This is a genomic window from Fusobacterium sp. FSA-380-WT-3A (assembly GCF_012843705.1).
Classification (GTDB): Bacteria; Fusobacteriota; Fusobacteriia; order Fusobacteriales; family Fusobacteriaceae; genus Fusobacterium_B.
This window is the reverse complement of record NZ_JABAFQ010000001.1, coordinates 1-26,181: the sequence shown is the minus strand read 5'-3', so window position 1 is coordinate 26,181 and position 26,181 is coordinate 1. Positions and strand designations below refer to the sequence as shown.

Genomic DNA, 26,181 nt, shown 5'->3' with positions numbered 1-26,181 from the left:
CTCCCCCTATTCTTTTATCTTGTAAGTATTAAAATACTCTTCTGCAGTATTCATAATATCTTTTACAGATTTACTCATAATACTAGCTTTTACAGAAAGAGCCTTAAAATCAGCTCCATCAAGATTGTCCATATATTCTAAATTATTTTCAACAAGATAATTAGTAAATTTTCTAAATGATTTAAAGATTTTTTGTACTTTTGCTCCTTTACAAAGTAAAACTCTATCCTCTAAAGGAACAATACCTTTTTCGAAGTTTTGGACTTTTAGACAAGCAGCTTTAAAGTTTTTCTTTTTGTCAATTCCTTCAATCTCTTTAAAATTTTTAATGTCATTTAAGAAAACATATTCTTTTTTTAGAAGAAATTCACGAACTTCTTTAAATTTAGTTCCTTCAAAGAAATCTTCAATTAAAATCTTATATTTAAATTTATCTAAGAAAATAGCATTTTCAGAAAATTCCATTGGTCTATGTTCAACCTGAATTTTTACAACCTCTTTAGCTGTCTCTTGATAATGAGATAGTTTTTCTTGTAACTCTAAATTTTCTGCTCTAGCTTTTTTCAAATTTTTTTCCATAATTTCCATTTGTTTAGGAGAAACAGAAGAATTTTCTACTTCTTTAACTTTCATTTCTAAAATATTTACTTTTTCACTAAGAGTTTTATTTTCTTCCTTAGTCTTTTTTAAATTTTTTTCCATAACTTCAAGTTGTCCCATAGAAAGAATAGAATTTTTAGAATCATCTAAACTTTTTTCAAGGACTTGAATTTTATTAGTAAGAGTTTGTTTTTCTGAAGTTAAAACTCTTATTTGTTCTTGTAAATATTCAAAAGATTCTACAGAAAGAGTATTCTCTTCACTATGTTTTAACTTTAATTTTAATATGTCTACCTCTTGGTCTTTTTCAGCAATAATATTATTTAAGGTTTTTATCTTATTGTTTAACTCTTCTATTTTGTTATTTAATTCTTCTATTTTAAATTCAAGATTTTTGTTAAAGAATAATCCCATATTTCCTCCATAAATAATTATTTATATATATTTTCAAATTCTTCAAAAAAGTTAGGAAAAACTTTAGATACACAGTGACTATTAACAATTGATGTTTCATTTACTTTAAGACCAATTAAAGAAAAACTCATTGCAAGTCTATGATCATTATATGTTTCCATAACTCCACCTTTATAAGTTCCTGCTTTTTTAGGAATAATTTTTATTCCATCTGGAAGGTCTGTAACACTTCCATATATTTTTTTTAACTCTGTACGAATAGAATTTAATCTATCATTTCCTTTTGTTCTTAAATTTGCAACATTATGTATTTCTGAAGGAGAATTTGCAAATAATGCTACTATTGAAAGAGTTGGAACAAGGTCTGGAGTTCTATTAAGGTCAAGAGAAAAACCTTCATAAGATTCAACTCCTTGTACTGTAATAGAAGTCTTTGTCCTCTCAATAATTTTAAGTCCAAGGCTTTCCATAATTTCAAGAAATTTATAATCTCCTTGAATACTATTATATGAGAAATTATTTATTTTTATTGTACTATTTGTTATAAGAGCTGCTGCTAAAAAATATGAAGCAGAAGCCATATCCCCTTCTATAAGATAACCTTTTACTGTATCAAAATTAGTTTTCTTAACTAAATATCCATTTTCAGTTTTTTCTATTTTAGCTCCAAAATCATGCAACATTTTTAAAGTAATATCTATATATGATTTTGAACTGATTTTATGAGATGTTAATACCTCTATATCACTATTAAAATGTGAAGCAGAAAGTAGAACAGAAGATAAATACTGACTACTATTTTTTCCTGGAACTTTTATTATATTAGATTTTGTTCCTTGAGAATATATTTTTATAGGTAGAAAACCTGATTTTTTTAAATATTCTATTTCAATTCCTAATTCTCTCATGCTATCAACAAATTCACGAATAGGTCTACTTGTGACTCTAGATGAAGCATCTATAGTTATCTCTCCTCTTCCAGTTGCAATATAAGAAATTAAAAATTTCATAACAGAACCTGAATTACCTACATGTAAAGTTTTTTTACCAAATTCTCTTTTTTTATTTCCAGATATTTTAATATATTTTTTGTCATCAGAAACTAGAATTTTATTTCCTAATTTAGTAAGACATTCAATCATTTGAACTATATCTTCACTAAAAAGTGGATTTTTAAGTATAACAGGATTTTCTGATAAAGAAGCAAGAATCAATGCTCTTGTAGTCATAGACTTAGACCCCGGTATACTAATTTCTGTATGGAAATTTTCTCTAGTTTTAATCGAATATTCTTCTTTCATTACATCTCACCTCTCCTAAATAAACCACACCTAATTCTATTATATCATTTAAGAGGGGAAAATATCAAGGTAATAAAGGAAAAATTCATTTATTTTTCTAATTTTTTTCTTAGAGATATTAAATAATTTAAATAACACTTCTCTATTCTGATTATCTAAAGTAAAAAAAATAGTTATAAAAATAAAATTTTCAAAGGATTCAATTAAAAATTTATCTTTTATTTTTTTATTAAAAGAATCGTAAAAAATTATATATTTTTTTATATTTTTTGTATTTATAAATATATCTAAAAAATTTAATACATTATAATTTTTTAGATAATTTAAAATTAAATCTATATTTTTTTCTTTAAATAAAAGCAAAAGTTCATTTTTAAGTCTATCGCTTGAGATGTTTTTTAAATAATTCTCTTTTATAGCTTTTTTTATTAATAAATCTGTATTTTCATCAAAGGAAAAATTATATCTACTAGCAAACTTAATTCCTCGTAAAATACGGGTAGGGTCATCATAAAAACTTTTATTATGTAAAATTTTTATTTTTTTATTTTTTATATCTTCAATTCCCTTAAATCTATCAAAAATTTTAAAATCTTGTAAATTTAAATAAATAGAATTTATAGAAAAATCTCTTCTTATAATATCATCTTCTATATCACAAGGAGAAACTACAGGTAAACTTCCAGAAAAAGGATAAATTTCTTTTCTAGGAGAAGCTATATCCACATTAAGTCCATTTTTAAGTTTTATATTAAAAGTTAAAAATTTTTCATTTATTCGATATTTTTCTACAGGAAAATTATTTATTATATAATTTCCAATTTCTAAAAAATTTGGAGATACTATATCTATATCAAAAGTATTTTTTGAAAGAATTATATCTCTTATAATTCCACCAACTAAATAACCTTGAAAATTTTTTTCTTTAAAAATGAAATAGATTTTTTCTAAGGTAGTTTTTGTATCTTCATAAAGAAAATTATCAATATTACTGTTGAGAGATTTTAATTTTTCAATTATCATAAAATATCACCTCAATAATAATATACCATAAAAAAATAAAAGACTGTTAGACTTTCTACAAAAATTTAAATATAAAAATTACACAAATAAAAAAGAGATACTGAATTTTGACAATATCTCTTTTATTTAAAAGTTATTTTTCTATTTTATTATTTTTATAAACACACTCTTTTACTAAAGCTCCACTTTCATCGTATTCTTTATATTCACCATTTAATTCACCATTTTCATAGAAAGCACATATATATAACTGTCCATTAGAATAGTATTCTTTATAAGCACCTGAAAGTTTTCCATCTTTTATATTACAATCTTTTTGAACTTTTCCATCCATATAGAAAGATAAGTTTGTTTTTGTATTTTTAGAATCTATATATTCTACAAGTTTTTTAGTTTGTCCATTTGGATAAAAAGATTCATATCTTCCAACCATCTCTCCATTAACTAAATGATAAACAGTATCTCTAGCTCCGTTAGATAAAAAAGTTTCATAAACTCCATCTAAATTTCCATTTTTGTAATGTTTTCTAGTTTCTACTTGTCCATTAGAATAGTAGCACTTATATTCACCCTCTCTAACTCCATTTACATAGTTTTTTTCTTCTTTTACTTTGCCATTTTCAAAGTATTTTACCCATAAACCTTCTTTTTTTCCTTCACCATTGTATTGATTAACCATCATAACCGCCTCCTTGAAAAAAAGTGAATTAGAAATGTATTTTATTTTAACATTTTGATATTAATAGTATACCTTGCATTCATAAAAAAGTCAACAGATAAAAGTATTTATTTTTAATAAAACAAAATTTTTAGATAGTTTGACATTCATTTAAAATTACGGTATCATATATGAAGAATATTTTTAGATAGGGGAAAAAATGCAAATAAATGATTTGATTATATATATTATGATATTATTTATGATAGTTGGGGCTATTGATAGAATTTTTGGAAATAAATTAGGTTATGGAAAAAAATTTGAAGAGGGAATAATGGCAATGGGTTCATTGGGAATTTCTATGATAGGAATAATTTGTCTTTCTCCTGTAATTGCCAATTTTTTAAATCCAATTATCTCTCCTTTATATAACTTTTTTGGTATCGACCCTGGACTTTTTCCTGGAACAATTCTTGCCAATGATATGGGAGGTTATTCTTTAGGAATGGAATTAGCTCATAGTAAAGAGGGTGGATATTTAGGAGGTTTAATTTTAAGTGCTACATTAGGAGCTACTCTATCTTTTTCAATTCCTGTTTCTATGGGAATAATAAAAAAAGAAGATGAAAAATATCTTTCAAAAGGAATTTTAGCTGGAATAATTACAGTTCCTTTTGGTTGTTTCTTAGGCGGATTAGTAGCAGGATTTAATATAAAATTTTTAATTTTAAATTTAATTCCAACTTTTATCTTAACAATAATTTTAGGAATTTTACTTTTTAAATATCCAAAAAAAATAGCTAGTGGATTTTTAATTTTTGGAAAAATTATTACAATATTAATAACAATAGGTTTTGCCTTAGAAAGTATTAGAGTTTTGACAGGAATAGTTATAATAAATAATATGATTTCAGCTTTAGAAGCTGGTGAAACGGTTTGTAAAATTGCAATGGTACTTTCAGGAGCTTTTCCTCTTGTATATTTTATAACAAATATTTTTAAAAAATTTTTAATAAAAATTGGAAATATTTTAGATGTGAATGAAAATTCTGTGGTTGGATTTATAGCTTGTCTTGCTCACAATATTCCCATGCTTGCTTTAGTAAAAGATATGGACCCTAAGGGAAAAATAATGAATATAGCCTTTTCTGTAAGTGGAGCCTTTGTTTTTGGAAGTCATTTAGGTTTTACAGCTGGTATAGAAAAATCTATGGTTGTTCCTGTGATTGTAGCAAAGCTTTCAGGGGGATTTTTGGCAATGTTTGTAGGAAATTTATTATATAAATTAGAAAAAAATAATTAATCTGGAGGTTATTTTGAATATAAAACAAAGGATAATAGTTTTATTATCAGAGGTAGAACAAGGAAAATTTTCTAATATAGCTTTAAATGAATATTTTAGAGAAAATACTTTAAGCCCAAAGGAAAGAGGCTTTATAACAGAAGTTTTTTATGGAGTTATTAGAAATAAAATATTTTTAGATTATATTATAAATCAAAAAGTAAAAGAGATAAAAAAAGAATGGCAAAGACAACTTTTTAGAATTTCAATATATCAAATGACTTTTATGAATAGTGACGTAAAAGGAATTATTTGGGAAGCTACAGAACTTACAAAGAAAAAATTTAGTGTTCCTGTAGGAAGATTTGTAAATGGTGTTTTAAGAAACTATGACAGAGAAAAAAATGAAATTTTAGAAAAATTAAAAAATGAGAAAGCTTATGATATTCTATACTCATATCCTAAATGGTTTTGTGAAAAAATATCTGAAGAATATGGTGAAAATATAGAAAAAGTTTTAATTTCTTTAAAGAAAATACCTTATATGGCTGTTAGAGTTAATACTCTTAAATATTCTTGTGAAGAATTTGAAAATCTTTTAAAAGAGAAAGATATAAATATTATAAAAAAAATTGATACAGTTTATTATTTAGATTCTGGAATTGTAATATATTTTGATGAATTTAAAAATGGAAAAATAATTGCTCAAGATGCTGCTTCATATCTATCTGTGAAAAATCTAAATCCAAAAGAAGGAGAAACAGTTTTAGACTCTTGTGCAGCTCCTGGAAGTAAAAGTGTTTTAATAGCTGAATTTATGAAAAATAAAGGGGAACTTCTTTCTCTTGATATTTATCCTCATAAAATTAAACTTATAGAAGAAAATAGTAAAAAAATGGGGATAGATATCATAAAGGCTGTAAAACTTGATGCTAGAAAAATAAAAGAGCAAGGAAAGAAATTTGATAAAATTTTAGTTGATGCTCCTTGTAGTGGTTATGGAGTTATAAGAAAAAAACCAGAGGCTCTATACAACAAAAATTTTGAAAATGTAGAAGAACTTTCAAATTTACAATATGAAATTTTAGAAAGTGTAAGTAATAATTTAGTTGTTGGTGGAGAGTTAGTTTACAGTACTTGTACTATTACAAAAGAGGAAAACACTTTAAATGTAAAAAAATTCTTAGAAAATCATAAAAATTTCCAAAATATTAAAGTTGAAATTCCTGAAAATGTAGCAGGAGAATATGACGAAGTTGGAGGATTTTTAATAGATTATAAAGAAGAGATTGTAGACAACTTTTATATAGCAAAACTTAAAAAAATTAGTTAAAATAAGGAGAAAAAATTGTTAGAAGAATTAAAAGAAGCTAATCAATATATAATTGATAAAATAAAAGAGGAAGATAAACTTATATTAGAACTTGAAGAATATGCTAAAGAAAATAATGTTCCTATTGTAACAAAAGAGGTTGCAAAATATTTAGAGTTTATGATAAAAACTATCAATGCAAAAAATGTTTTAGAAGTTGGAACTGCCATTGGTTATTCAGGAATTTTAATGGGAAGACTTATTGAAAAAAATGATGGAATACTTACAACTATTGAGATTGATGAAGAGAGATTTAATGAGGCTAAGAAAAATTTTGAAAAAGCTTCTTTAAAAAATGTAAAGATGATATTAGGAGATGCAACAACTGAAATAGAAAAATTAGATGATAAGTTTGATTTTATATTTATAGATGCTTCTAAAGGACAATATAAGAAATTCTTTGAAGATTCTTATAAAATGCTTAATGATGGTGGAATAGTTTTTATTGATAATATTATGTTTAGAGGATATTTATATAAAGAATATCCAAAAAGATTTAAAACTATTGTAAGAAAATTAGATGAATTTATAGATTATCTTTATAGGAACTACGATTTTACCCTTTTACCTTTTGGCGATGGTGTGGGATTAATTCGTTGTAAAAAATAATATGGACTTAATATTACTGAAATTTATAGAAGAAAATTCTCTAGAATAAATAAAAAAGAATGTGAAGAATTTAAGAAAAAATTAAATAGAATTCCTAATAATAAAGGAATTACAACTGAATATTAATCAAAAAAAGTACTTATAAAAAATTTAGATATTTTTTATAAATTTAGTTAAAAAATTTTAATAATATAGTTAAAAAATTAATACAATTTTAATTTATTAAATAAAAAACTTTTTTTAAATTAAAATTTATGATATAATTTTAGAGTTAGTGATGTTTTTTATGAAACGAAAAATTCAAAATAAAAAAAGAAAAAATATGATAAATAAAAAGAAACTTAATTAGTGTACACTAACAATGATTATATTTCTAGTTGTATAGTGTTTCAGAAATATTATTAACAACTATACTAATCAAAGGTTTATAGTTGTAGTATCATAATTATTAGTATTATCGTTTTACTTTTACCATATGCAATAATGATAGGAGAAATGAGATCATCTGATGGAATTATTTACTCCTAATTAAATATTCAAATAATTTTAAATATCATAATGCCAATAGTTTTAATTGGACTTGAATCTATTTTAGCAAAAATAGTTAAAAATCAGAAAAATAAATAGGAGGTTATATTTGAAAAAGTTTTTTATTATTTTATTAATGTTAATTTTATCAATTTCAATATATGCTAATAAAGTAAGTTGGTATGCAAAGGGTTTTGAAGGAAAGTTAACAGCTAGTGGATATATTTATGATTCTAGTCAATATACTTGTGCTTCTAATGAATATCCTTTTGGAACTGTTTTAAAAGTAACTAATAAAGAAAATAAAAAATCTATTAAAGTGGTAGTTATAGATAGAGGTGGTTTTGAAAAATACGGTAGAAAATTAGATTTGAGTAAGGCAGCTTTCTCTAAGATTGCTTCTCTTGATAAAGGATTAGTAAATGCTAAAATAAAAGTGGTTAGTCAAGAAAATATTTTTAAATATAAACAAGGAAGTCCTAAGTTTACTACAAAAGAATATAAAAAATATTTAAACTAAAATAAATAAGAGATTATATAAATAAAACTTTTATATAATCTTTTTTATTTAAAAAGGAACAAATTTTTATTAATAATTTTATATAAAAAATAACAGGGTGTTGTAATAACAACACCCTCTTTTATTTTTTATTATTTTATAAAACTAAAATGAAAGTCCACCAGAAATTGGTAAAACTGCCCCAGTAATATAAGAAGATTCGTCACTTGCTAAGAATAATACAGCATTAGCTACATCTTCTTTAGTTCCCATTCTTTGTAATGGTACACCACTTAAAATTCCTTCAACAGCTTTTTCTGATAATTTATCAGTCATTGGACTCTGAATAAATCCAGGTGCAACACAGTTAACTCTAATTTGAGCTCCTTTTCTAGCTAATTCTTTTTTCCAAGTTTGAGTCATTCCAATAACTCCAGCTTTAGTAGCAGAGTAGTTAGTTTGTCCAATATTTCCATATAAACCAACAACTGAAGATAAAGTTATTATAGAACCTTTTTTTGCTTTAGTCATTACAGGAGCTACAGCTTGAGTTACATTAAATACACCTTTTAAGTTTATATTTATAACTGCGTCCCATTGGTCTTCACTCATTCTTAAGAAAGGTCCATCTTTAGTTATTCCAGCATTATTTACTAAAATATCAATAGTTCCATAAGTTTCAACTATTTCTTTGACTAAAGCTTTTATTCCTTCTCTATCTGTAACATTTAATATTTTTCCAACAACATTTTCTTGTTCATATTCACATGGATTTACATCACAAGCAATAACCATTTTTGCCCCTTCAGCAGCAAATCTTTCAACTATTGCTCTTCCAATTCCAGCAGCTCCTCCAGTAACTAAAGCTACTTTTCCTTCAATTCTATTCATTTTTCCTCCTAATTTATTTAGCTAATCTATAAATTGCTTCTACATATATTTTTAATAATGTATCCAAAGTGTCTAAAGGAATACATTCATTTTTTTGGTGCATAGTATCAGGTGTTTCTTTAAGTAAGGCACCAAAAGCAACACAGTTTTTTACAGCCTTAGCATAAGTTCCACCACCTATAGCAACAGGTTCACAATCTTTATCATTTGTAATTTCTTTATAGATATTTGTAAGTTCTTGTACCAAGAAACTATCTTTTTTAATATATAAAGGATTTTCTTTTTTTCCACCAACAAATTCAATTCCATATTTGTTAAGTAATACAAATAATTTATTTTCTAATTCTTCTACTTTTACTGTTACAGGATATCTTGTGTCAAGAGATACATATAAATATCCATCTTCAACATAAGCTTTTCCATAGTTCATAGTTATTTCACCAGAAGGCTCATCTTTAAAGTAAAGTCCTGCTGATTTTCCATTGAACTCAAGTTTTATATTTTCTCCAAAATATTTTGCCATTTCAGAAAGACCTGTAACTTTTAATCCAATAGCATATATAAATGATAATAAAGCTGAAAGAGAGTTATATCCTAATTCTGGATGAGCAGCGTGAGCAGCCTTTCCATAAGATATAATTTCTAATTTATTATTTTTTTCTTCACAAGTTATTTTATATTCATTTTCAAAATTATATTTTTCTAATTCTTCTATAATAAGATTTTTATATTCTAAAGGTAAAGTTAAGAAAGTTTTTTCAGGAACAGCATTAAATACTTTTCCACCCTGAATAGAAAAATTATCATCACATTTTATTTTTAGAAGTCCTCTTAATATTCCTTTTTCTGCAAAAGTAACAGGAAAACTACTATCCGGTGTAAATGATAAAGTAGGCTCAGGCATTTTTAATGTATTGAAATAATGTTTCATACAACCCCATTCTGTTTCTTCATTTGCCCCAACTATCATTCTAATTTGTTTTTTTAAAGGAATTCCCATATCTTTTAAACATTTCATTGCATAAAGACATATCATTAAAGGTCCTTTATCATCTAAAGTACCTCTACCATACATTTTATTATCAACAATCATTCCTGAATAAGGTGGATAATCCCAACCAGTTCCTTCTGGTACAACATCAACATGTCCTAATATTCCTAGAGATTCTTCTCCTTCTCCAAAAATTATATGTCCAGCATAGTTATCAAAGTTTTCAACTTTAAATCCTAAGTTTTCTCCCACTTTTAAGAAATGTTGTAAAGCTTTAGCTGGTCCCTCACCAAAAGGCATTCCAGATTTTGGTTCTTCTTCAACACTTTTTATTTGAATTGATTCTTGAAGTGACGAAATTAATTGTTCTTTATATTTTAATACTTCTTTTTGAATATCCATTTACTTGACACCTCTTATTAATATATTATGGCGGAAGCGTATAGGAATCGAACCTATCATGGAACTATGTCCCACCAATACAGTTTTGAAGACTGCTGAAAACACCAGTTTTCTGCCGCTTCCATTTCTCTAATAATAGTATATCAAAAAATTTAAAAAAAATAAACCAGATTACGTATGTATTTTATATGTTTTTTTTATTTATGTCAATATATATTTTTTTTATTGAGAAGAATAATTTGTAATTTTTTTTTAAATGTGATAAAATAATAAGGATGTACTAAAAAATTTGACAATTTTAATAATGTAATTAGGAGGTTGATAAGTGGAAAAAAAAGGTATTTCTATTGAGAATCTTTCAAAAAATTTTGATGGAGTCCAAGTTTTGAAGAATATTAATTTAAATATTCAACCAGGAGAATTTTTTTCAATTTTAGGTCCTTCTGGATGTGGAAAAACTACTCTTTTAAGAATTCTTGCAGGATTTACAGAGCCTGACTCTGGTGTAGTTTATTTAGGAGACAAGGAGATAACCAAGTTGCCTCCAAATCTTAGACCTATAAATACTATATTTCAAAAATATGCTCTTTTTCCTCATTTAACTGTCTTTGAAAACATAGCATTTTCTTTAAGATTAAAAAAGGAAAGTGAAGAATATATAAAAACAGAAGTTGCTAAAATGTTAAAGATGATTGATTTGGAAGAACACGCAAATAAAAAACCTAATCAATTATCAGGAGGGCAACAACAAAGGGTATCTATTGCTAGAGCTCTTATAAATAAACCAGAAGTATTACTTCTTGATGAACCTTTATCAGCACTAGATGCTAAACTTAGACAAAACTTACTTATTGAATTAGATAATATTCATGAAGAAGTTGGAATTACTTTTATATTTATAACTCACGACCAACAAGAAGCCTTGTCTATTTCAGATAGAATAGCTATTATGAACCAAGGAAATATTTTACAAGTTGGAACACCAGCAGAAGTTTATGAATCACCAGCAGATATGTTTGTTGCTGATTTTATAGGAGAAAATAACTTTATAGAGGGAGAAGTTACAAAAATAAATAGTGATACTTGTGCAACTCTTATAAATCCTAATTTTGGAGAAATTCTTTTTGAAATGGATAGAAATGTAAAAGTAGGAGATAAGGTTGTAGTTTCAGTTAGACCTGAAAAAATAAAAGTTACTAAGAAAAAACCTGAAAATTTAAGTTGGAAATATAATACATTAAGTGTTTATGTTGATGAGGTTATTTATACAGGTTTCCAAAGTAAATATTTTACATGGGTAAACGGAGATAAAAACTTACTTATAAAAGCATTTAAGCAACATGACATTTTCTTTGAAGATGATGATACAGATGTAAGCTGGGATGAAGAAGCATTTATATCATGGAACTTTGAAGATAGTTATCTCGTTGAGGTAAAATAAAATGAAAAACAGTAAAAAAGGAGTTTTATATACAGTACCTATAACAATATGGCTAACAGCTTTTTTCTTAATCCCTATGCTTATTGTTTTGGTATATTCTTTCCTAAAAAAAGGAGTTTATGGAGGAGTAGAATTAGAATTTACTCTTGAATCTTTCACTATTTTTAAAAATTCAGTATTTTTATCAATTGTTTATAAGACACTTTTTATAAGTATATTAGTAACTATAGTTACAATAATTATTGCAGTACCTACAGCTTATTTTATAGTCCGTTCAAAATATAAAGAAAAACTTATTTATTTAATAATAATTCCATTTTGGACAAACTTTCTTATAAGAATTTATGCTTGGATGGCAATTTTAGGAAGTAATGGATTTGTAAATATGATATTAAAGAAATTTGGATTTATAGATCATTCTATACAATTTCTTTATAATACTTGGGCTGTTATACTTATTTCAGTATATACAAGTTTACCTTTTGCAATATTACCATTATATGCAACTATAGATAAATTTGATTTTTCTCTAATGGAAGCTGCTAGAGATTTAGGAGCTACTAATAAACAATCTTTCTTTAAAGTATTTTTACCTAATATAAAAAATGGTATAATGACAGCAAGTATTTTTACTTTTGTTCCTATGTTAGGTTCTTATATAGTTCCAAAACTTGTTGGAGGAACAAACTCTATTTTCTTAGGAAATGTTATTGCCCGTCATTTAACAGAAACAAGAAACTGGCCAATGGCTTCAACTATCTCATCTGTACTTATTTTTGTTACAATTATAATTCTAGTAATAGGACTTATAAAGCAGGAAAGAGGTGAGTTAAATGGATAAGAGAAGAACATCATTATTTTTCTTTTTATTTTCTATAGTATTTTTCTATTTACCACTTATAGTTTTAGTAGTTTATTCTTTCAATGATAGTAAAGCTATGGTTTGGCAAGGTTTTTCATTGAGATGGTATAGAGAACTTTTCCTTTATTCAGATGAACTTTGGAGAGCCTTTAGATACAGTGTATTTATTGCTTTAATTTCTAGTTCAATATCTACAATTATTGGAACTTTAGGAGCAATAGGACTCCATTGGCATAATTTTAAATTTAAAAAATATTTAAAAATAATTGTATTTTTACCATTGATTGTTCCAGAAATAATTATGGGAGTTTCATTATTAATATTATTTGTAACTATAAAATTACAACTTGGACTTATGAGTATTATAATAGTTCATACAACAGTAAATATTCCATTTGTACTTTTTATAGTTTTATCAAGATTAGCTGAAATAGACTATTCATTAGTAGAAGCTTCTTATGATTTAGGAGCTACAGAATTTCAAACTTTGAAAAAAATAATATTACCACTTCTTATACCAGCAATAATTTCTGGATTCTTAATTGCCTTTACCTTATCTTTTGACGATTTTGTGGCAACATTCTTTGTGGCTGGACCAGGTTCTACAACATTACCACTTAGAATTTATTCTATGATAAGAATAGGAGTATCTCCTGTAATAAACTCTCTATCAGTATTATTTATAGGATTTGCAACTATACTTACATTATCTACAACAAGATTACAAAAATATTTTATTCATTAAAAAAAGAGGGTGTTAAAAAATTACACCCTCTTTTCTATTTAGTTTATTTTTTAAATATTGCTCTACTATCAGCCTGATTTTGAGCCACAATAGTTACTTCAGATATTTGAACTCTATCAGGATAACTAACAGTAGAAACTATTATATCTGCTATATCATCTGGAGTTAGAGCTTCAATTCCCTTATAAACATTTTTTGCTCTCTCAATATCTCCATTAAATCTTGTTAAACTAAAATCTGTTTCAACAATCCCTGGTTGAATGTTTGTAACTTTTACAGGAGTTTCAATAAGTTCAAGTCTTAAGGCATCAGAAATAAATTTAACAGCTGCTTTTGTGGCACAGTAAACTCCTCCACCAGCATAAGCATGAACACCAGCTACAGAACCTAAGTTTATAATATGTCCCTTATTATATTTTACCATAAAAGGAACAATGGCTCTTGTAACAAATAAAAGTCCTTTTATATTTGTATCTATCATTGTATTTATATCTTCAATAGAATTTTCATAAACTTTATTTAATCCCTTAGCTAAACCAGCATTATTTATTAATACATCAATATCTTTTAAGTCTTCTGGTAAAGAGTTTACAAGCTCTTCACAAACTTTCCCATCTCTAACGTCACCAATTAATAAAGTAACATCTACTTTAGGATATTTTACATTTATCTCTTCTACTAATTTTTTTCCTTTTTCTTCGTTTCTAACCATTAGGATTAAACGAGCTTTTTCATTGGCAAACTTTATGGCACAACTTTTTCCTATACCAGCTGTTGCTCCAGTAATAAATACTTTTTTTCCTTCTAATCTACCCATCTCTTTCCTCCTGCTAACTATTGATATATTTATTTTTAATTTTTTCTACAGTATCATAAAGATAACTTTCTCTATTTATATCTACACTAAAATCACAAGAAATTTTATAAAGAATCTCTCTTTTATTATACAATTCTACTATTTTTTTATATGGGTCTTCTACATTTAAAAGAGGTCTATGTTTTTTATTTTTTACTCTTTCAAAAATACAATCTATATCACAATTAAGATATACAACAAAAGATGTATTTTTTAATTTTTTTATATTTTCATTATCTATAATTACCCCTCCACCTGTAGAGATAACTATATTGTTATCTTTAGATTCCTTATCGATTATCTTTCTTTCTAATTCCCTAAAGTATTGTTCTCCATTTTCTTGAAAAATTTCAGCTACACTTCTTTTTTCAAGTTTTACAATCTCTTTATCTATATCTACAAATTTCATTTCTAAAGCTTTTGCCAAAGCTCTACCTACAGTAGTTTTTCCACTACCCATAAAGCCTATCAATGCAATATTTTCTTTCATACTTCACCTTCCATTTTCTAGTATAACACATTTCAATTATTATCACAAATTTTTTTATTTTGTTATAATTATTCATTTTAATCAATTTTAGTTCAAAAATATTTTTATTTAAATAATTTGCTCATTTTTAAAATATAGGTTATAATACTAATATATTGAGATTATTTATAAAGGAGGATTTTATGGACCCTATATTAATCTTTGGACATAGGCACCCAGATACAGATTCAATTTGTTCTTCTATTGCTTTGGCAAATTTAAAAAATCAACTTGGAGAAAATGCTGTTCCTTGTAGACTAGGTGAAACTAATAATGAAACAAACTTTGTATTAGATTATTTTAAAATAGAAAAACCAAAACTTTTAACAACTGTTAGTGCTCAAATCTCTGATTTAACAAGAGTAGAGAAAAAAGTTTTATCTATCAATGATTCCTTAAAAGGTGCTTTAGACACTATGACTAAAGAAAACTTTTCAAGTTTACCTGTAATTGATGAAAATAGACAACTAAAAGGTTTATTACATGTATCAGACATAGCTAATACTTATCTTAACTTAGAGCACTCTGATTTATTTGGAAAATATACTACAACTTATGAAAACCTAATGAATGTTTTAAAAGGTGAAATTGTAAGTGGAAATTATCCTTCTGGAATTATTCAAGGTAATTTAAAATCAGTTTCAGAACTTGATGAAGTTTTACCTGGAGATATAGTTGTTACAACATATATTGCTGATGGAATTGATAGGTCTATAAAAGCAGGAGCTAAAGTTATTATAGTTTCTTGCAGTGAGGAAGATTTTATAAGTCCTAGAGTTACTTCTGAATGTGCAATTATGAGAGTTCATTCAAATCTTTTTAAAATTATAAGTCTTATAAGTCAATCTCTTTCTGTTTCTTCTATAATTCCTAAAGAAAAATTCTATTCATTTAAAATTGATGAATTTTTACATGATATAAGAGATATTATGAAAGAAGCAACACAAACAAACTTCCCTGTTACAAAAAAAGATGGAACAGTTTATGGAACAATTAGAACTAAAAACTTAATTAATTTCACAAGAAAAAAAGTTATTTTAGTAGACCACAATGAAAAAGAGCAATCTGTAGAAGGATTACAAGATGCAAAAATTCTTCAAGTGGTTGACCATCATAAATTTGGTAACTTTATAACAGATGAACCTGTACAAATTAATGCTGAAATAGTTGGTTGTACATCTACAATTATTTATGATTTATATAAGGCAGCAAGAATTATTCCGTCTAGAGAGATGGCTGGACTTATGATGAGTGCTATTCTTTCTGATACACTTCTTTTTAAATCACCTACTTGCACAACAAAAGATATTGAAGCAGTAAAAGAACTTTCAAAACTTTGTGAAGAAAAAGATTTTGAAGCTTATGGTATGAAAATGCTTATAGCTGGAACTTCATTAAAAAATATGACTTCACAAGATATTTTATCAATAGATATGAAAGAATTTACAATGAATGGTGTAAAAATATCTATATCTCAAATAAATACTGTAGATATTGAAGGTATCTTAGAGAAGAAAAAAGATTTTGAAGATATAATGAATGTTAATAATGAAATTCATGATTATTCTTTATCAATATTAATAATTACAGATATTATTAAATCTGGTTCTTATTTCTTGGCAGTTGGTGAAAAACAAAACTTAGTAGAAAAAGCTTTTGATGTAAAACTAGAAAATAATATTGTATGGCTTAATGGAATAATCTCTAGAAAAAAACAAGTTGTTCCTGTACTTATGATTACTAGCCAAAATCTTGATTGATTAGGAGGTAAATTTTGAAAAAATATTTTTTTAGAGATTTATTTCTTATAACTGTTGGAGCTTTCTTAATAGCTTTTGGTATACATTATTTTTATCGAGCAAATTCATTAGGAAGTAGTGGTGTTACAGGCATTTCCCTTATTCTATATTATCTTTTTAGATTTGATATGGGAATTACTTATGCTCTTATAAATATTCCATTGATTATATTAGGTTACAAGTTAATTGGTGGAAAATTTATATTAAAAACTTTTTATGGTACTATTATTACTTCACTAGCTTTTAATATTTTAACTAAAATTCCCATAAACCCTTTAGAAGATAAATTAGTTGCTTCTATTTTTGGTGGAATAGTTGTTGGACTTGGTTTGGGATCTATGTTTGCTGCTGGTGGTTCTAGTGGGGGAACTGATATTATAGTAAAAATTCTTACTAAATATTTTGATATTCCTGTAGGAAAAGCTTTTTTTTCTATGGATTTTCTTATTTTAAGTATTTCTGGCTTTCTTTTTGGAAAAGAAATATTTATGTATACTCTTGTTGGTGTTTTTGCATGTACAAAAGTTATTGATATGATCCAAGATGGATTTGACAGTTCTAAAGCTATTACAATCATCTCTGATAAGTCTTTAGTGATAAAAGATATAATAATGAAAGAGGCAAAAAGAGGAACAACTATTATAAAAGCACAAGGTGGATACAGAGGTGAAGAAAAAAATATGCTTTCTTGTATTGTAAGTAGATATGAAGTGGCTACAATAAAAAGAATAATTAGGTCTATAGATGAAAATGCTTTTGTATATATCACAGATGTCGCTGAAGTTCTTGGAAAAGGATTTAAAAATTTAAAATAAAATATTTTTTAGAGCTATCAGAATTTTTCTTTTAGCTCTTTTTTAATTTCAATAGTTTCTTCATTTTTCTATGTACATTTTTTTAAAATTATTCTATAATATAAATATACAACTATATAAATTTAAAAAGAGGTTTAATTATGGTAGAACTTTTAAATTTAGCTTGGGATGATAATTATATATTCTTTAATTCACAAGATACAAATTATAAGTCTATTTTTGGTGCTGTTCCTTGTAATGAGTCAGTTACTTTTAATATAAAAATAAATGAAAAAGCTATGATAGATTCTGTATTTATCCATTTTTTTATAGATAATTTAGATATTTCAAAGCCCCCAAAGGAATATAGGTATCATATGACATGCAAAAAAAATTTAGGAGAACCTGATGATATATATACATATACCTATAAAGTTGGGGATAAACCAAGACTTGTTTTTTATTATTTTGAAATAATTTTAAAAAATGGAGAATTTAAATATTATGGAAATAATTATGATGGATTAGGTGGTGTAGGACAAGTTTATTCTGATAATCCTCATAGTTATCAAATGACAACTTTCTATCCTGAAAGTAAAACTCCTGACTGGTATAAAGAATCTATTATTTATCAAATTTTTCCAGATAGATTTTTTAATGGAAACCCTTATGGTGCTTTATCAGACCACAAAGAAAATACTTTTATATATGGAAATTGGTATGATACCCCTATCTATATTAAAGGAACTTATGGAGAAATTCTTCGTTGGGATTTCTTTGGTGGAAATTTCAAAGGAATAGAAAAAAAAGTTGATTATTTTAAAGAGTTAGGAATAAATTTAATATACCTAAACCCAATTTTCCAAGCTGCTAGTAATCATAGATATGATACAGGAGATTATAAAAAAGTAGATTCTATATTGGGAACTGAAGAAGATTTTAATAATTTAATAACTACTTTAAGAAAAAATAATATAAATGTTATTTTAGACGGAGTATTTAGCCATACAGGTAGAGATAGTAAATATTTCAATAGATTTAACCATTATGATTCAGTAGGAGCTTATAACTCTGTAGGTTCACCATATTATGATTGGTATACTTTTAAAAATTATCCAAATGAATATGTTTCATGGTGGGGAAATGATGATTTACCTTGTGTAAATGAGTTAAACCCTAGTTTCTTAGATTATATTATAAGAGATGAAGATAGTGTTGTAGCAAAATGGTTGAAAGCTGGTATAAAAGGTTGGCGTTTAGATGTTGCTGATGAATTACCTGGAGAATTTTTAAAACTTTTGAGAAAAAAATGCCATGAAATAGATAAAGATTCTGTTCTTCTTGGAGAAGTTTGGGAAGATGCAACTAATAAAATTAGCTATAACCAAAGAAGAGAGTATATGTGTGGGAAAGAGTTAGATACTGTTACTAACTATCCATTTAAAAAAATTCTTTTAGATTTTTTCTATAATAAAGGAAATGCTGAAAAAGTTTGTAAATTGTTTATGAATTTGAGAGAAAATTATCCAAAAGAAAATTTCTATGCTTTAACTAATATTATAGGAAGTCATGATGTTGAAAGAATATTATCAGTTTGTGAAGATATTGGAAGATTTATGCAAGATTATCTTTATAAAAAGGGACTTCATAAGGATAAACTTATTATGAAAGAGGACTTGATAAAAAAATTAGGTCTTGAATTATTAAAATTATTTAGTCTTGTACAATTGACATTCCCAGGAGTTCCACTTATTTATTATGGAGATGAAGCTGGTTTAAAAGGTGGAAAAGACCCTGATAACCGTAGAACTTACCCTTGGGGAAGAGAAAATCAAGAGATTTTATCTTGGTATAAATTCTTAACAAAAATGAGAAATAAGCACTCTTTACTTTCTACAGGAGATTTTAAACAGTTTTATCTAAATGAGGACATTTATGGATATATTCGATTCTTAGATAATGGAGTTGACCAATTTGGAAAAAATAGGGGAATGGATAATTTTATTATAGTTATAATTAGCAGAAATCCTCTTACATCTTTTAATATAGATGTTGATTTTTCTGCTTTTGATGATATTCTATCTGTAAAAAAATGTAAATTTATATACGAATTATCCTATGGAAAAAGAAATATTCCTGCTTCTAGAAAATTAAATTTCAATATAAAAGACTTAGGATATTTAATTATTTCTAATACGGATATTTGCAGTTTATAAAAATTTTATAAGAAGATTGTTACAAAATAATGTGACAATCTTTTTACTATATGATAGGGGAAATTTTATGCTATATGATAAGGGGGAAATTTTATGAATAAAGAAGAGATATATAAATTTTTAGATGAAAACAATATTTGGTATGAAGTAAGTGAACATAAGGCAGTTTACAATATGGCAGAACTTGCTGAAATAAAGCTTCCATACCCAGAAGCTGATGCAAAAAATATCTTTATGAGAGATGATAAAAAAAGAAATTATTATTTAATTACAATAAAAGGAAATAAAAAAACTGATTTAAAAAAATTTAGAGAATTATATAAAACTCGTCCATTAAGGTTTGCTTCTGAAGAAGAGTTAATGATTTTTTTAAATTTATCTCCTGGCTCAGTAACACCTTTTGGTATATTAAATGATAATGAAAAAAAAGTACAAGTATTTTTTGATAAAGACTTTTTTCAAGAACCTGGATTAATTGGAGTACATCCTAATGATAATACAGCAACTATTTGGATGAAAATAAAAGATTTATTTGAAATAATAAAAAATCATGGAAATAAAATAGAAATAGTCGAATTATAATTAATTTTACTTTTAAAATTTCTTTAAATTAATAATTTTAAAAAAACAAAAATAGGAGACATTAAAAAATTTTAATCATCTCCTATTTTTTATTATAAAATTTTATTTTTCAAGAGTATCTATATATTTTTTTACTCTAACCAAAGCTTCTATTACAACCTCCCTTGGACAAGCAAAATTCATTCTTATAAATCCTTTTCCCTCTTCTCCAAACCAATGTCCATAATCTATTCCAACTTTAATTTTTTCTTCAAAAACATCTTCCATCTCTTTACCATATAAGTTATAAGCATTAAAATCTATCCAACCTAAATATGTCCCTTGAGGTATATTATATTTTAATTTAGGTAAATTTTTGTCAATATATTCTTTAGCAAATACCATATTATTATAAATATATTCTTTCATTTCTTTATACCATTCATCACTTTCTAAGTAAGCTCCTTTTACAGCCTCAATAGCAAAAGCATTTGGTGCTCCTATATTATAAAGGGCTAGTGTTTGTTTATATTTTTCTCTCAATACAGTATTGTGAATGATTATATTCGATACTTGCATTCCAGCTAGGTTAAAAGTTTTACTTACTGCATTACAGATAATACCATTTTCTAAATATTTTTCATCTAAATTTCCATAAGAAACAAATTTATTATCTCCAAAAATTAAATCAGAATGAATTTCATCACATATCATTAAAACCTTATTATCTAAACAAATATCTGCTACTTTCTCTATTTCTTCTTTTCTCCATACTCTCCCAATAGGATTATGAGGAGAACAGAAGATTATCATTTTAACATCTTTTTCTTTTATTAACATTTCCATTTTTTGAAAATCTAAATTATAATTATTATTTTCATCTTTTAATAATGGGCATGTTACTACAATTCTTTTATTATTTATAATACTTCTTTTAAAAGGTCCATAAACTGGAGTAAATATCATTACACTATCCTTTTCTTTTGTATAAGTTTGTAAAATATAATTTATAGCTGGTACTATTCCCGGAGTATGACATATAGCTTCTTTAGGAATATCCCAACCATTTCTAAGTTTATTCCATCTTATGATTGCCTCATAATATTCATCATCTATTGCCCCATATCCATATATTCCATGATCTATAAGTTTTTTTAATCTATTTTGTATTCCATCAGATACTCTAAAATCCATATCTGCTACCCACATAGAAAGTAAATCTTCATGATTATTAAACATAGCCTTATAATATTTACTATTCCATTTTATAGAATTTCTTTTTCCACGTTTAATTATTTCATCAAAATTATATTTCATTTTTCCCTCCTCTATTCATTTAACTTATATTTAAATTATAACATATTTTTTTATCTTTATTATATATTTTTATTAAAACATTTTTATAATTTTCAGACATTATAGTTTTGAAATGATGCACTAATATATATTTTTTTATTCAAAAGTGTACTTTTTTCAAAATAATACTGTACTTTTTTTTTATTATATGATATAATTATTTCATAAGGGATAATTCAAAACCCCATACTCCCTACATAAGTAATGTTATCTATGTCTCGCCCGCATTGATAACATTACTTTTTTTATTTCACTTTTTATTAATAAAAGAGAGACCTTCAGATTTCTCTATAAGTCTCTCTTCTTGAGGTTATACTATGATACTATTTTTCTTCTTTATCTTTTTTAACTTCTTCAATAACCTTATCTGCTACCTCATTTGGTACATAATCATATTTTAAAAATTCAAATTCAAATCTTCCTTTAGATTGAGTCATAGCTTTTAAATCAATAGCATATTCTAGTACTTCTTTTTGTGGAACCTCAACAGAAATTTTTTGTTCTCCATAAGTTAATGGGTCTATTCCTAAAATTTTACCTCTTCTTTTATTCATATCTCCCATTACATCTCCTGTATATTCTTCAGGAACTATTATTTCCATTTTTACAATTGGCTCTAACAATACTGGTGATGCTCCACTTTCCATAGCCTTTCTAAAAGCAAGAATTGCTGCCTGTTTAAATGAAATTTCATTAGAATCTACTGGGTGATAAGATCCATCAAATAATGTTGCTTTAAAGTTTATAACAGGATATCCTGCTAAAGGTCCTTTAAGTGCAGCTTCATGTAATCCTTTTTCTACTGCTGGTAAATATTGTTTTGGTACAACTCCACCTTTGATATTATCTACAAATTCATATTCTTTATCATACAATGGTTCAAATTTAATAAATACATCTCCATATTGTCCAGCTCCACCAGACTGTTTTTTATGTTTTCCTTGTACTGAAACTTCTTTTCTAATAGTTTCTCTATAAGCTACTTTTGGTTTAGATAAAGTTGCTTGTACTTGGAATTTATTAAATAATTTACTTAAAACTATTTCAAGATGAGTTTTTCCTTGACCACCAATTAACAATTCTTTAGTTTCAGAATTTCTTATAACTTTTAAAGTTGGATCTTCTTCAGATAACTTTTGAAGACAAGTACTTATTTTTTCATCATCAGATTTTTTTGTAGGTATTACATTCATAAATATACAAGGTCTTGGGAATTTCATTTGTTCATAAACTATTGGACTATTTTTATCACATAAAGTATCACCTGTTTTTGTATATGTAAGTTTTGTAGTAGCAGCTATATCTCCAGCCACTACTCTTTCTGTATCTCTTTGTTTTATACCTCTTACAAAATAAAGGTTACTTAATTTTTCTTTTTTATTTTGACTAGCATTTAAAACTTCTACATCTTTTGTAGCTATTCCAGAATTAACCTTAAATAAAGATATTTTTCCAATAAATGGGTCAACTATAGTTTTAAATACAAAAGCTGAAAATGGCTCTTGCATGTCAACTTTTCTTATTATTTCCTCTTTAGTATCTGGATTTATTCCTAAAACTTCTCCACCTTTTGATTCAACAGGAGTAGGCATATAATCATATATCATTTCAAATAAAGTTTGGAATCCTATTCCTCCAATAGCAGAACCTACAACTACTGGAACTACATCTCCATTTACAACTCCTTTACGAAGTCCTTGTTGTATTTCATCATGAGTAAATTCTTCCCCATTAAAGAATTTTTCCATAGCTTCTTCACTTGTTTCAGCTACAGCTTCTACAAGAAGATTTTTTACACTTTCAAAATCTTCATGTTCTACTAAAGGTCTATCTTCACATAAATCTCCTGTAAAGATTCTACATTTATTTTCTACAACGTTTATAAATCCCTTAAATTCTTCTCCTTCTCCTAAAGGGATACAGAATGGAGCAATTTTTTTACCAAATTTTTCTTTTAATTCAGTAAGAATTTTTTTATAATTTATAGCTCCTTTATCCATTTTATTAATAAATATTATTCTTGGTATATTTCTTTCTTCTAACAATCTCCAAGCTTTTTCTGTTCCAACTTCTATTCCAGCACTAGCATCTATAACAATAACAGCTCCTTCAGAAACAGTTAAAGCTGATAAAACTTCTCCTCTAAAATCTGCATATCCTGGAGTATCCAAAATATTATAAATTTTATCTTGATAATCTAAAGATATAACAGAAGTATTTATTGAAAATTGTCTTGTTATTTCTTCATCATCATAATCTGATAAAGTATTTCCTTTTTCAATAACACCAGGTTTTGCAACAACTTTGGCTCTATATAAAAGTGCTTCAACAAGTGAAGTTTTTCCTGAGCCTCTGTGTCCTAAAAAGCTTACATTTCTAATTTGATCAGTAGTATAGTTTTTCATAGTTATAACCCCTCCTGTAAAAATTATTTTAGCAATTTTAACCTCATATTATGTATATAGCTTATAAATTTTAAAAAATCAAGTATTTTTTGAATTTTTTTAATATTTTTAATACAATTAGATTTATATATATTCATTATTTTATATAAAAATTATTTGTTATAAAAAAATAAGGACATCTTAATGATATCCTCTTTTCTTTAAAATCTATATTAATTTTCTATATTAGTTTAATTTTTCTAAGAAATTTTTTCCAGGTTTAAATTTGATTCCTCTTCTTGATTCAATTTGAACTTCTTCTCCAGTTTTAGGATTTCTTCCAAGTCTTGGAGCTCTTTGTACTACTTCTAATTTTCCCCAACCGATAAAATTAACGTTTTCTCCAGATAATAGTGTTTCTTGAATTAAATCTAATATAGAATCTATTTTTTTCTCTGCTTCTAATTTAGTATCAAATACTTCCTTTAAATATAATATGTTTGCTAACTCTTTTTTTGTCATTACTTTTACCTCCAAAATATATATAAATTTTTAAATAATTATAACCTAAAAATTTTTTGCATAGCTTATAAGTTATATCATATTTTACAGATATTGACAAGTGATTTTTTTTATTTTTTTTAATATTTTCATTGATTTTATTTCTTTTATGTTTTTTATAAATATGATATAATTTTATTATAATTTTATTTTGAGGTGTTATATTTTTATGGAAAAAAATTACTATTTCGACCACAGTGCTACATCAAATCCAAAACCACAAATTGTTATAAACTCTGTTGTTGAAGCATTAACTACTTTTAATGGAAATCCTAGCAGAAGTTCACATAAAAAATCTATAGAACTTGAAAGAAAAGTTTTTGAAGTTAGAGAAAAACTTGCTAATTTTTTTAATATTAAAAATCCTTTACAAATAGCTTTTACAAAAAATTCTACTGAAGCCCTTAATTTTGCTATTAAAGGGATTAATTTAAAGGATTGTCACATCATTACATCAGTATTAGAGCATAATTCTGTTCTTAGACCTATAAATTATCTAAAAGATGAGAAAAATGTAAAAGTTTCTTATATTACTCCTGATAAAAATGATGAAATAGTCATGGAAAATTTAGAAAAAAATATTACACCTAACACAAAAGCTGTTATTATTAATCATATTTCAAATGTTACAGGTTATATTTTTAATTTAGAAAAAATTGGAAAAATTTGTAAAAAATATAACTTAATTTTTGTTGTAGACGTTTCTCAAAGTGCTGGATATTATAAAATAGATATAGAGAAATATAATATAGATATTCTTTGTTTCACAGGACATAAATCATTGTTAGGTATTCAGGGTATAGGAGGAATATATGTAAACGAAAACATAAACCTTACTCCTATTATAGAAGGTGGAACAGGTAGTTATTCAAAACTTCCTAGACAACCTTCAAAAATGCCTGAAGTTTTAGAAGCTGGTACATCTAATGTTCCTGGTATTTTAAGTCTTGGAGCAGGTATAGATTATATTGATTCTATAGGACTTGATACTATTTTTAAGCATGAATACAAACTTACTAAATATTTTATTGAAGAAATTTCTTCAATAGATTCTATTATTATATATGATAATTTTAATATTCCTAGAGGACCTGTTGTAGGTATTAATATGAAAGGAATAAACGCCTCTGAATTAACTAATATTCTTTCTGAAGAATTTAATATTTTTACAAGAGGAGGTTTCCATTGTGCTCCTTTAGCTCATAAATATTTAGGAACATATGATTTTGGATGTGTTCGTTTTTCATTTGGATTTTCTAATACAATAGAAGAAATTGACTATTGTGTTAATTCTTTAAAAAAAATAGATAATTTTTTAAAAAATAACTTATAACTTTTCTTTTATTTTCAAGCTTTTATCATTTTTAATAAATATTTTATATTTTTTTTATTGACAAAGAGTATTTTTTTTGGTATGATATACCTTGTTCGGGGATATAGCTCAGTTTGGGAGAGCGACGCACTTGCACTGCGTAGGTCAGCGGTTCGATCCCGCTTATCTCCACCA

General features: G+C 25.8%; 23 protein-coding genes and 2 tRNA genes. 13 read left to right on the top strand and 12 right to left on the bottom strand.

The window, feature by feature from the left end; all coding sequences use genetic code 11:
• Positions 1-6: 6 nt before the first annotated feature.
• The 4 genes from HF862_RS00125 to HF862_RS00110 all read right to left on the bottom strand — a co-directional run bounded on the left by HF862_RS00125 (position 7) and on the right by HF862_RS00110 (position 4,017).
• Positions 7-1,014, bottom strand: a complete 1,008-nt coding sequence (locus tag HF862_RS00125; protein ID WP_170185898.1) for a hypothetical protein — start codon at positions 1,012-1,014, stop codon at positions 7-9.
• Positions 1,015-1,031: 17 nt separating this feature from the next.
• Complete coding sequence (gene aroA / locus HF862_RS00120; RefSeq protein WP_170185897.1) at positions 1,032-2,315, bottom strand: 3-phosphoshikimate 1-carboxyvinyltransferase; 1,284 nt, start codon at positions 2,313-2,315, stop codon at positions 1,032-1,034.
• Positions 2,316-2,363: 48 nt separating this feature from the next.
• Positions 2,364-3,338, bottom strand: a complete 975-nt coding sequence (locus HF862_RS00115; RefSeq protein WP_170185896.1) for a CCA tRNA nucleotidyltransferase — start codon at positions 3,336-3,338, stop codon at positions 2,364-2,366.
• Positions 3,339-3,471: 133 nt separating this feature from the next.
• On the bottom strand, positions 3,472-4,017 hold the full coding sequence (locus HF862_RS00110; protein WP_170186214.1) for a toxin-antitoxin system YwqK family antitoxin: 546 nt from the start codon (positions 4,015-4,017) through the stop codon (positions 3,472-3,474).
• 199 nt (positions 4,018-4,216) lie between these two features.
• Between HF862_RS00110 and eutH the strand changes: the two genes are divergently transcribed.
• The 4 genes from eutH to HF862_RS00090 all read left to right on the top strand — a co-directional run bounded on the left by eutH (position 4,217) and on the right by HF862_RS00090 (position 8,307).
• The gene (gene eutH, locus HF862_RS00105) at positions 4,217-5,299 is read left to right on the top strand and encodes an ethanolamine utilization protein EutH (protein ID WP_170185895.1); all 1,083 of its coding nucleotides are present in this window, start codon (positions 4,217-4,219) and stop codon (positions 5,297-5,299) included.
• A 13-nt stretch (positions 5,300-5,312) separates the two neighbouring features.
• Positions 5,313-6,611, top strand: coding sequence for a 16S rRNA (cytosine(967)-C(5))-methyltransferase RsmB (rsmB, locus tag HF862_RS00100; protein WP_170185894.1), 1,299 nt, complete (start codon positions 5,313-5,315; stop codon positions 6,609-6,611).
• A 15-nt stretch (positions 6,612-6,626) separates the two neighbouring features.
• The gene (locus tag HF862_RS00095; RefSeq protein WP_170185893.1) at positions 6,627-7,259 is read left to right on the top strand and encodes an O-methyltransferase; all 633 of its coding nucleotides are present in this window, start codon (positions 6,627-6,629) and stop codon (positions 7,257-7,259) included.
• Positions 7,260-7,896: 637 nt separating this feature from the next.
• Positions 7,897-8,307, top strand: coding sequence for a septal ring lytic transglycosylase RlpA family protein (locus HF862_RS00090; protein WP_240934725.1), 411 nt, complete (start codon positions 7,897-7,899; stop codon positions 8,305-8,307).
• A gap of 144 nt (positions 8,308-8,451) precedes the next feature.
• On the opposite strand, the gene fabG is transcribed toward HF862_RS00090, so the two are convergent.
• The 3 genes from fabG to HF862_RS00075 form a co-directional block, all read right to left on the bottom strand.
• The gene (fabG, locus tag HF862_RS00085; RefSeq protein ID WP_170185892.1) at positions 8,452-9,177 is read right to left on the bottom strand and encodes a 3-oxoacyl-[acyl-carrier-protein] reductase; all 726 of its coding nucleotides are present in this window, start codon (positions 9,175-9,177) and stop codon (positions 8,452-8,454) included.
• Positions 9,178-9,190: 13 nt separating this feature from the next.
• Positions 9,191-10,570: a dipeptidase PepV gene (gene pepV, locus HF862_RS00080; protein WP_170185891.1), complete on the bottom strand. Its 1,380-nt coding sequence runs from the start codon at positions 10,568-10,570 to the stop codon at positions 9,191-9,193.
• A gap of 28 nt (positions 10,571-10,598) precedes the next feature.
• Positions 10,599-10,693, bottom strand: a tRNA-Sec gene (locus HF862_RS00075).
• 202 nt (positions 10,694-10,895) lie between these two features.
• On the opposite strand from HF862_RS00075, the gene HF862_RS00070 reads away from it, so the two are divergent.
• The 3 genes from HF862_RS00070 to HF862_RS00060 are packed head-to-tail and all read left to right on the top strand — an operon-like array spanning position 10,896 to position 13,618.
• Positions 10,896-12,011, top strand: a complete 1,116-nt coding sequence (locus HF862_RS00070) for an ABC transporter ATP-binding protein (RefSeq protein WP_170185890.1) — start codon at positions 10,896-10,898, stop codon at positions 12,009-12,011.
• A gap of 1 nt (position 12,012) precedes the next feature.
• Positions 12,013-12,852, top strand: a complete 840-nt coding sequence (locus HF862_RS00065; RefSeq protein ID WP_170185889.1) for an ABC transporter permease — start codon at positions 12,013-12,015, stop codon at positions 12,850-12,852.
• Complete coding sequence (locus HF862_RS00060) at positions 12,845-13,618, top strand: ABC transporter permease (protein WP_170185888.1); 774 nt, start codon at positions 12,845-12,847, stop codon at positions 13,616-13,618. The genes HF862_RS00065 and HF862_RS00060 overlap by 8 nt, the downstream gene beginning before the upstream one ends.
• Before the next feature lie 43 nt (positions 13,619-13,661).
• Here HF862_RS00060 and HF862_RS00055 read toward each other — a convergent pair whose 3' ends face one another.
• Entirely contained in the window at positions 13,662-14,435 is a 774-nt protein-coding gene (locus HF862_RS00055; protein WP_170185887.1) for an SDR family NAD(P)-dependent oxidoreductase, read from the bottom strand.
• Positions 14,436-14,448: 13 nt separating this feature from the next.
• On the bottom strand, positions 14,449-14,964 hold the full coding sequence (locus HF862_RS00050; protein WP_170185886.1) for a shikimate kinase: 516 nt from the start codon (positions 14,962-14,964) through the stop codon (positions 14,449-14,451).
• 182 nt (positions 14,965-15,146) lie between these two features.
• On the opposite strand from HF862_RS00050, the gene HF862_RS00045 reads away from it, so the two are divergent.
• From HF862_RS00045 to HF862_RS00030, 4 genes are all read left to right on the top strand, one after another.
• A complete protein-coding gene (locus HF862_RS00045) occupies positions 15,147-16,763 on the top strand; it encodes a putative manganese-dependent inorganic diphosphatase (protein ID WP_170185885.1) in 1,617 nt (538 codons plus the stop codon).
• Positions 16,764-16,777: 14 nt separating this feature from the next.
• Positions 16,778-17,617, top strand: coding sequence for a YitT family protein (locus HF862_RS00040; RefSeq protein ID WP_206038957.1), 840 nt, complete (start codon positions 16,778-16,780; stop codon positions 17,615-17,617).
• 140 nt (positions 17,618-17,757) lie between these two features.
• Entirely contained in the window at positions 17,758-19,812 is a 2,055-nt protein-coding gene (locus HF862_RS00035) for a glycoside hydrolase family 13 protein (protein WP_170185884.1), read from the top strand.
• 93 nt (positions 19,813-19,905) lie between these two features.
• Positions 19,906-20,394, top strand: coding sequence for a prolyl-tRNA synthetase associated domain-containing protein (locus HF862_RS00030; protein ID WP_170185883.1), 489 nt, complete (start codon positions 19,906-19,908; stop codon positions 20,392-20,394).
• Between the two features lie 102 nt (positions 20,395-20,496).
• Here HF862_RS00030 and HF862_RS00025 read toward each other — a convergent pair whose 3' ends face one another.
• From HF862_RS00025 to HF862_RS00015, 3 genes are all read right to left on the bottom strand, one after another.
• Positions 20,497-21,690 carry a MalY/PatB family protein gene (locus HF862_RS00025; RefSeq protein WP_170185882.1) on the bottom strand — a complete coding sequence of 398 codons (1,194 nt, stop codon included), beginning with the start codon at positions 21,688-21,690 and terminating at the stop codon, positions 20,497-20,499.
• Between the two features lie 362 nt (positions 21,691-22,052).
• Positions 22,053-24,134 carry an elongation factor G gene (gene fusA / locus HF862_RS00020; protein ID WP_027128957.1) on the bottom strand — a complete coding sequence of 694 codons (2,082 nt, stop codon included), beginning with the start codon at positions 24,132-24,134 and terminating at the stop codon, positions 22,053-22,055.
• A gap of 225 nt (positions 24,135-24,359) precedes the next feature.
• Positions 24,360-24,635: an HU family DNA-binding protein gene (locus tag HF862_RS00015; protein WP_170185881.1), complete on the bottom strand. Its 276-nt coding sequence runs from the start codon at positions 24,633-24,635 to the stop codon at positions 24,360-24,362.
• Positions 24,636-24,843: 208 nt separating this feature from the next.
• Here HF862_RS00015 and HF862_RS00010 point away from each other — a divergent pair, with 208 nt between their 5' ends.
• The gene (locus HF862_RS00010) at positions 24,844-26,007 is read left to right on the top strand and encodes an aminotransferase class V-fold PLP-dependent enzyme (protein ID WP_035945548.1); all 1,164 of its coding nucleotides are present in this window, start codon (positions 24,844-24,846) and stop codon (positions 26,005-26,007) included.
• 97 nt (positions 26,008-26,104) lie between these two features.
• Positions 26,105-26,181, top strand: a tRNA-Ala gene (locus HF862_RS00005).

Bases quoted from the DNA above. Each gene is read 5' to 3' on its own strand.
- HF862_RS00030 (WP_170185883.1), top strand. From the start codon at position 19,906: ATGAATAAAGAAGAGATATATAAATTTTTAGATGAAAACAATATTTGG.
- fabG (WP_170185892.1), bottom strand. From the start codon at position 9,177: ATGAATAGAATTGAAGGAAAAGTAGCTTTAGTTACTGGAGGAGCTGCT.
- HF862_RS00010 (WP_035945548.1), top strand. From the start codon at position 24,844: ATGGAAAAAAATTACTATTTCGACCACAGTGCTACATCAAATCCAAAA.
- HF862_RS00050 (WP_170185886.1), bottom strand. From the start codon at position 14,964: ATGAAAGAAAATATTGCATTGATAGGCTTTATGGGTAGTGGAAAAACT.
- pepV (WP_170185891.1), bottom strand. From the start codon at position 10,570: ATGGATATTCAAAAAGAAGTATTAAAATATAAAGAACAATTAATTTCG.
- HF862_RS00025 (WP_170185882.1), bottom strand. From the start codon at position 21,690: ATGAAATATAATTTTGATGAAATAATTAAACGTGGAAAAAGAAATTCT.
- eutH (WP_170185895.1), top strand. From the start codon at position 4,217: ATGCAAATAAATGATTTGATTATATATATTATGATATTATTTATGATA.
- fusA (WP_027128957.1), bottom strand. From the start codon at position 24,134: ATGAAAAACTATACTACTGATCAAATTAGAAATGTAAGCTTTTTAGGA.
- HF862_RS00115 (WP_170185896.1), bottom strand. From the start codon at position 3,338: ATGATAATTGAAAAATTAAAATCTCTCAACAGTAATATTGATAATTTT.
- aroA (WP_170185897.1), bottom strand. From the start codon at position 2,315: ATGAAAGAAGAATATTCGATTAAAACTAGAGAAAATTTCCATACAGAA.
- HF862_RS00015 (WP_170185881.1), bottom strand. From the start codon at position 24,635: ATGACAAAAAAAGAGTTAGCAAACATATTATATTTAAAGGAAGTATTT.
- HF862_RS00060 (WP_170185888.1), top strand. From the start codon at position 12,845: ATGGATAAGAGAAGAACATCATTATTTTTCTTTTTATTTTCTATAGTA.
- HF862_RS00045 (WP_170185885.1), top strand. From the start codon at position 15,147: ATGGACCCTATATTAATCTTTGGACATAGGCACCCAGATACAGATTCA.
- HF862_RS00055 (WP_170185887.1), bottom strand. From the start codon at position 14,435: ATGGGTAGATTAGAAGGAAAAAAAGTATTTATTACTGGAGCAACAGCT.
- HF862_RS00035 (WP_170185884.1), top strand. From the start codon at position 17,758: ATGGTAGAACTTTTAAATTTAGCTTGGGATGATAATTATATATTCTTT.
- HF862_RS00110 (WP_170186214.1), bottom strand. From the start codon at position 4,017: ATGGTTAATCAATACAATGGTGAAGGAAAAAAAGAAGGTTTATGGGTA.
- HF862_RS00125 (WP_170185898.1), bottom strand. From the start codon at position 1,014: ATGGGATTATTCTTTAACAAAAATCTTGAATTTAAAATAGAAGAATTA.
- HF862_RS00065 (WP_170185889.1), top strand. From the start codon at position 12,013: ATGAAAAACAGTAAAAAAGGAGTTTTATATACAGTACCTATAACAATA.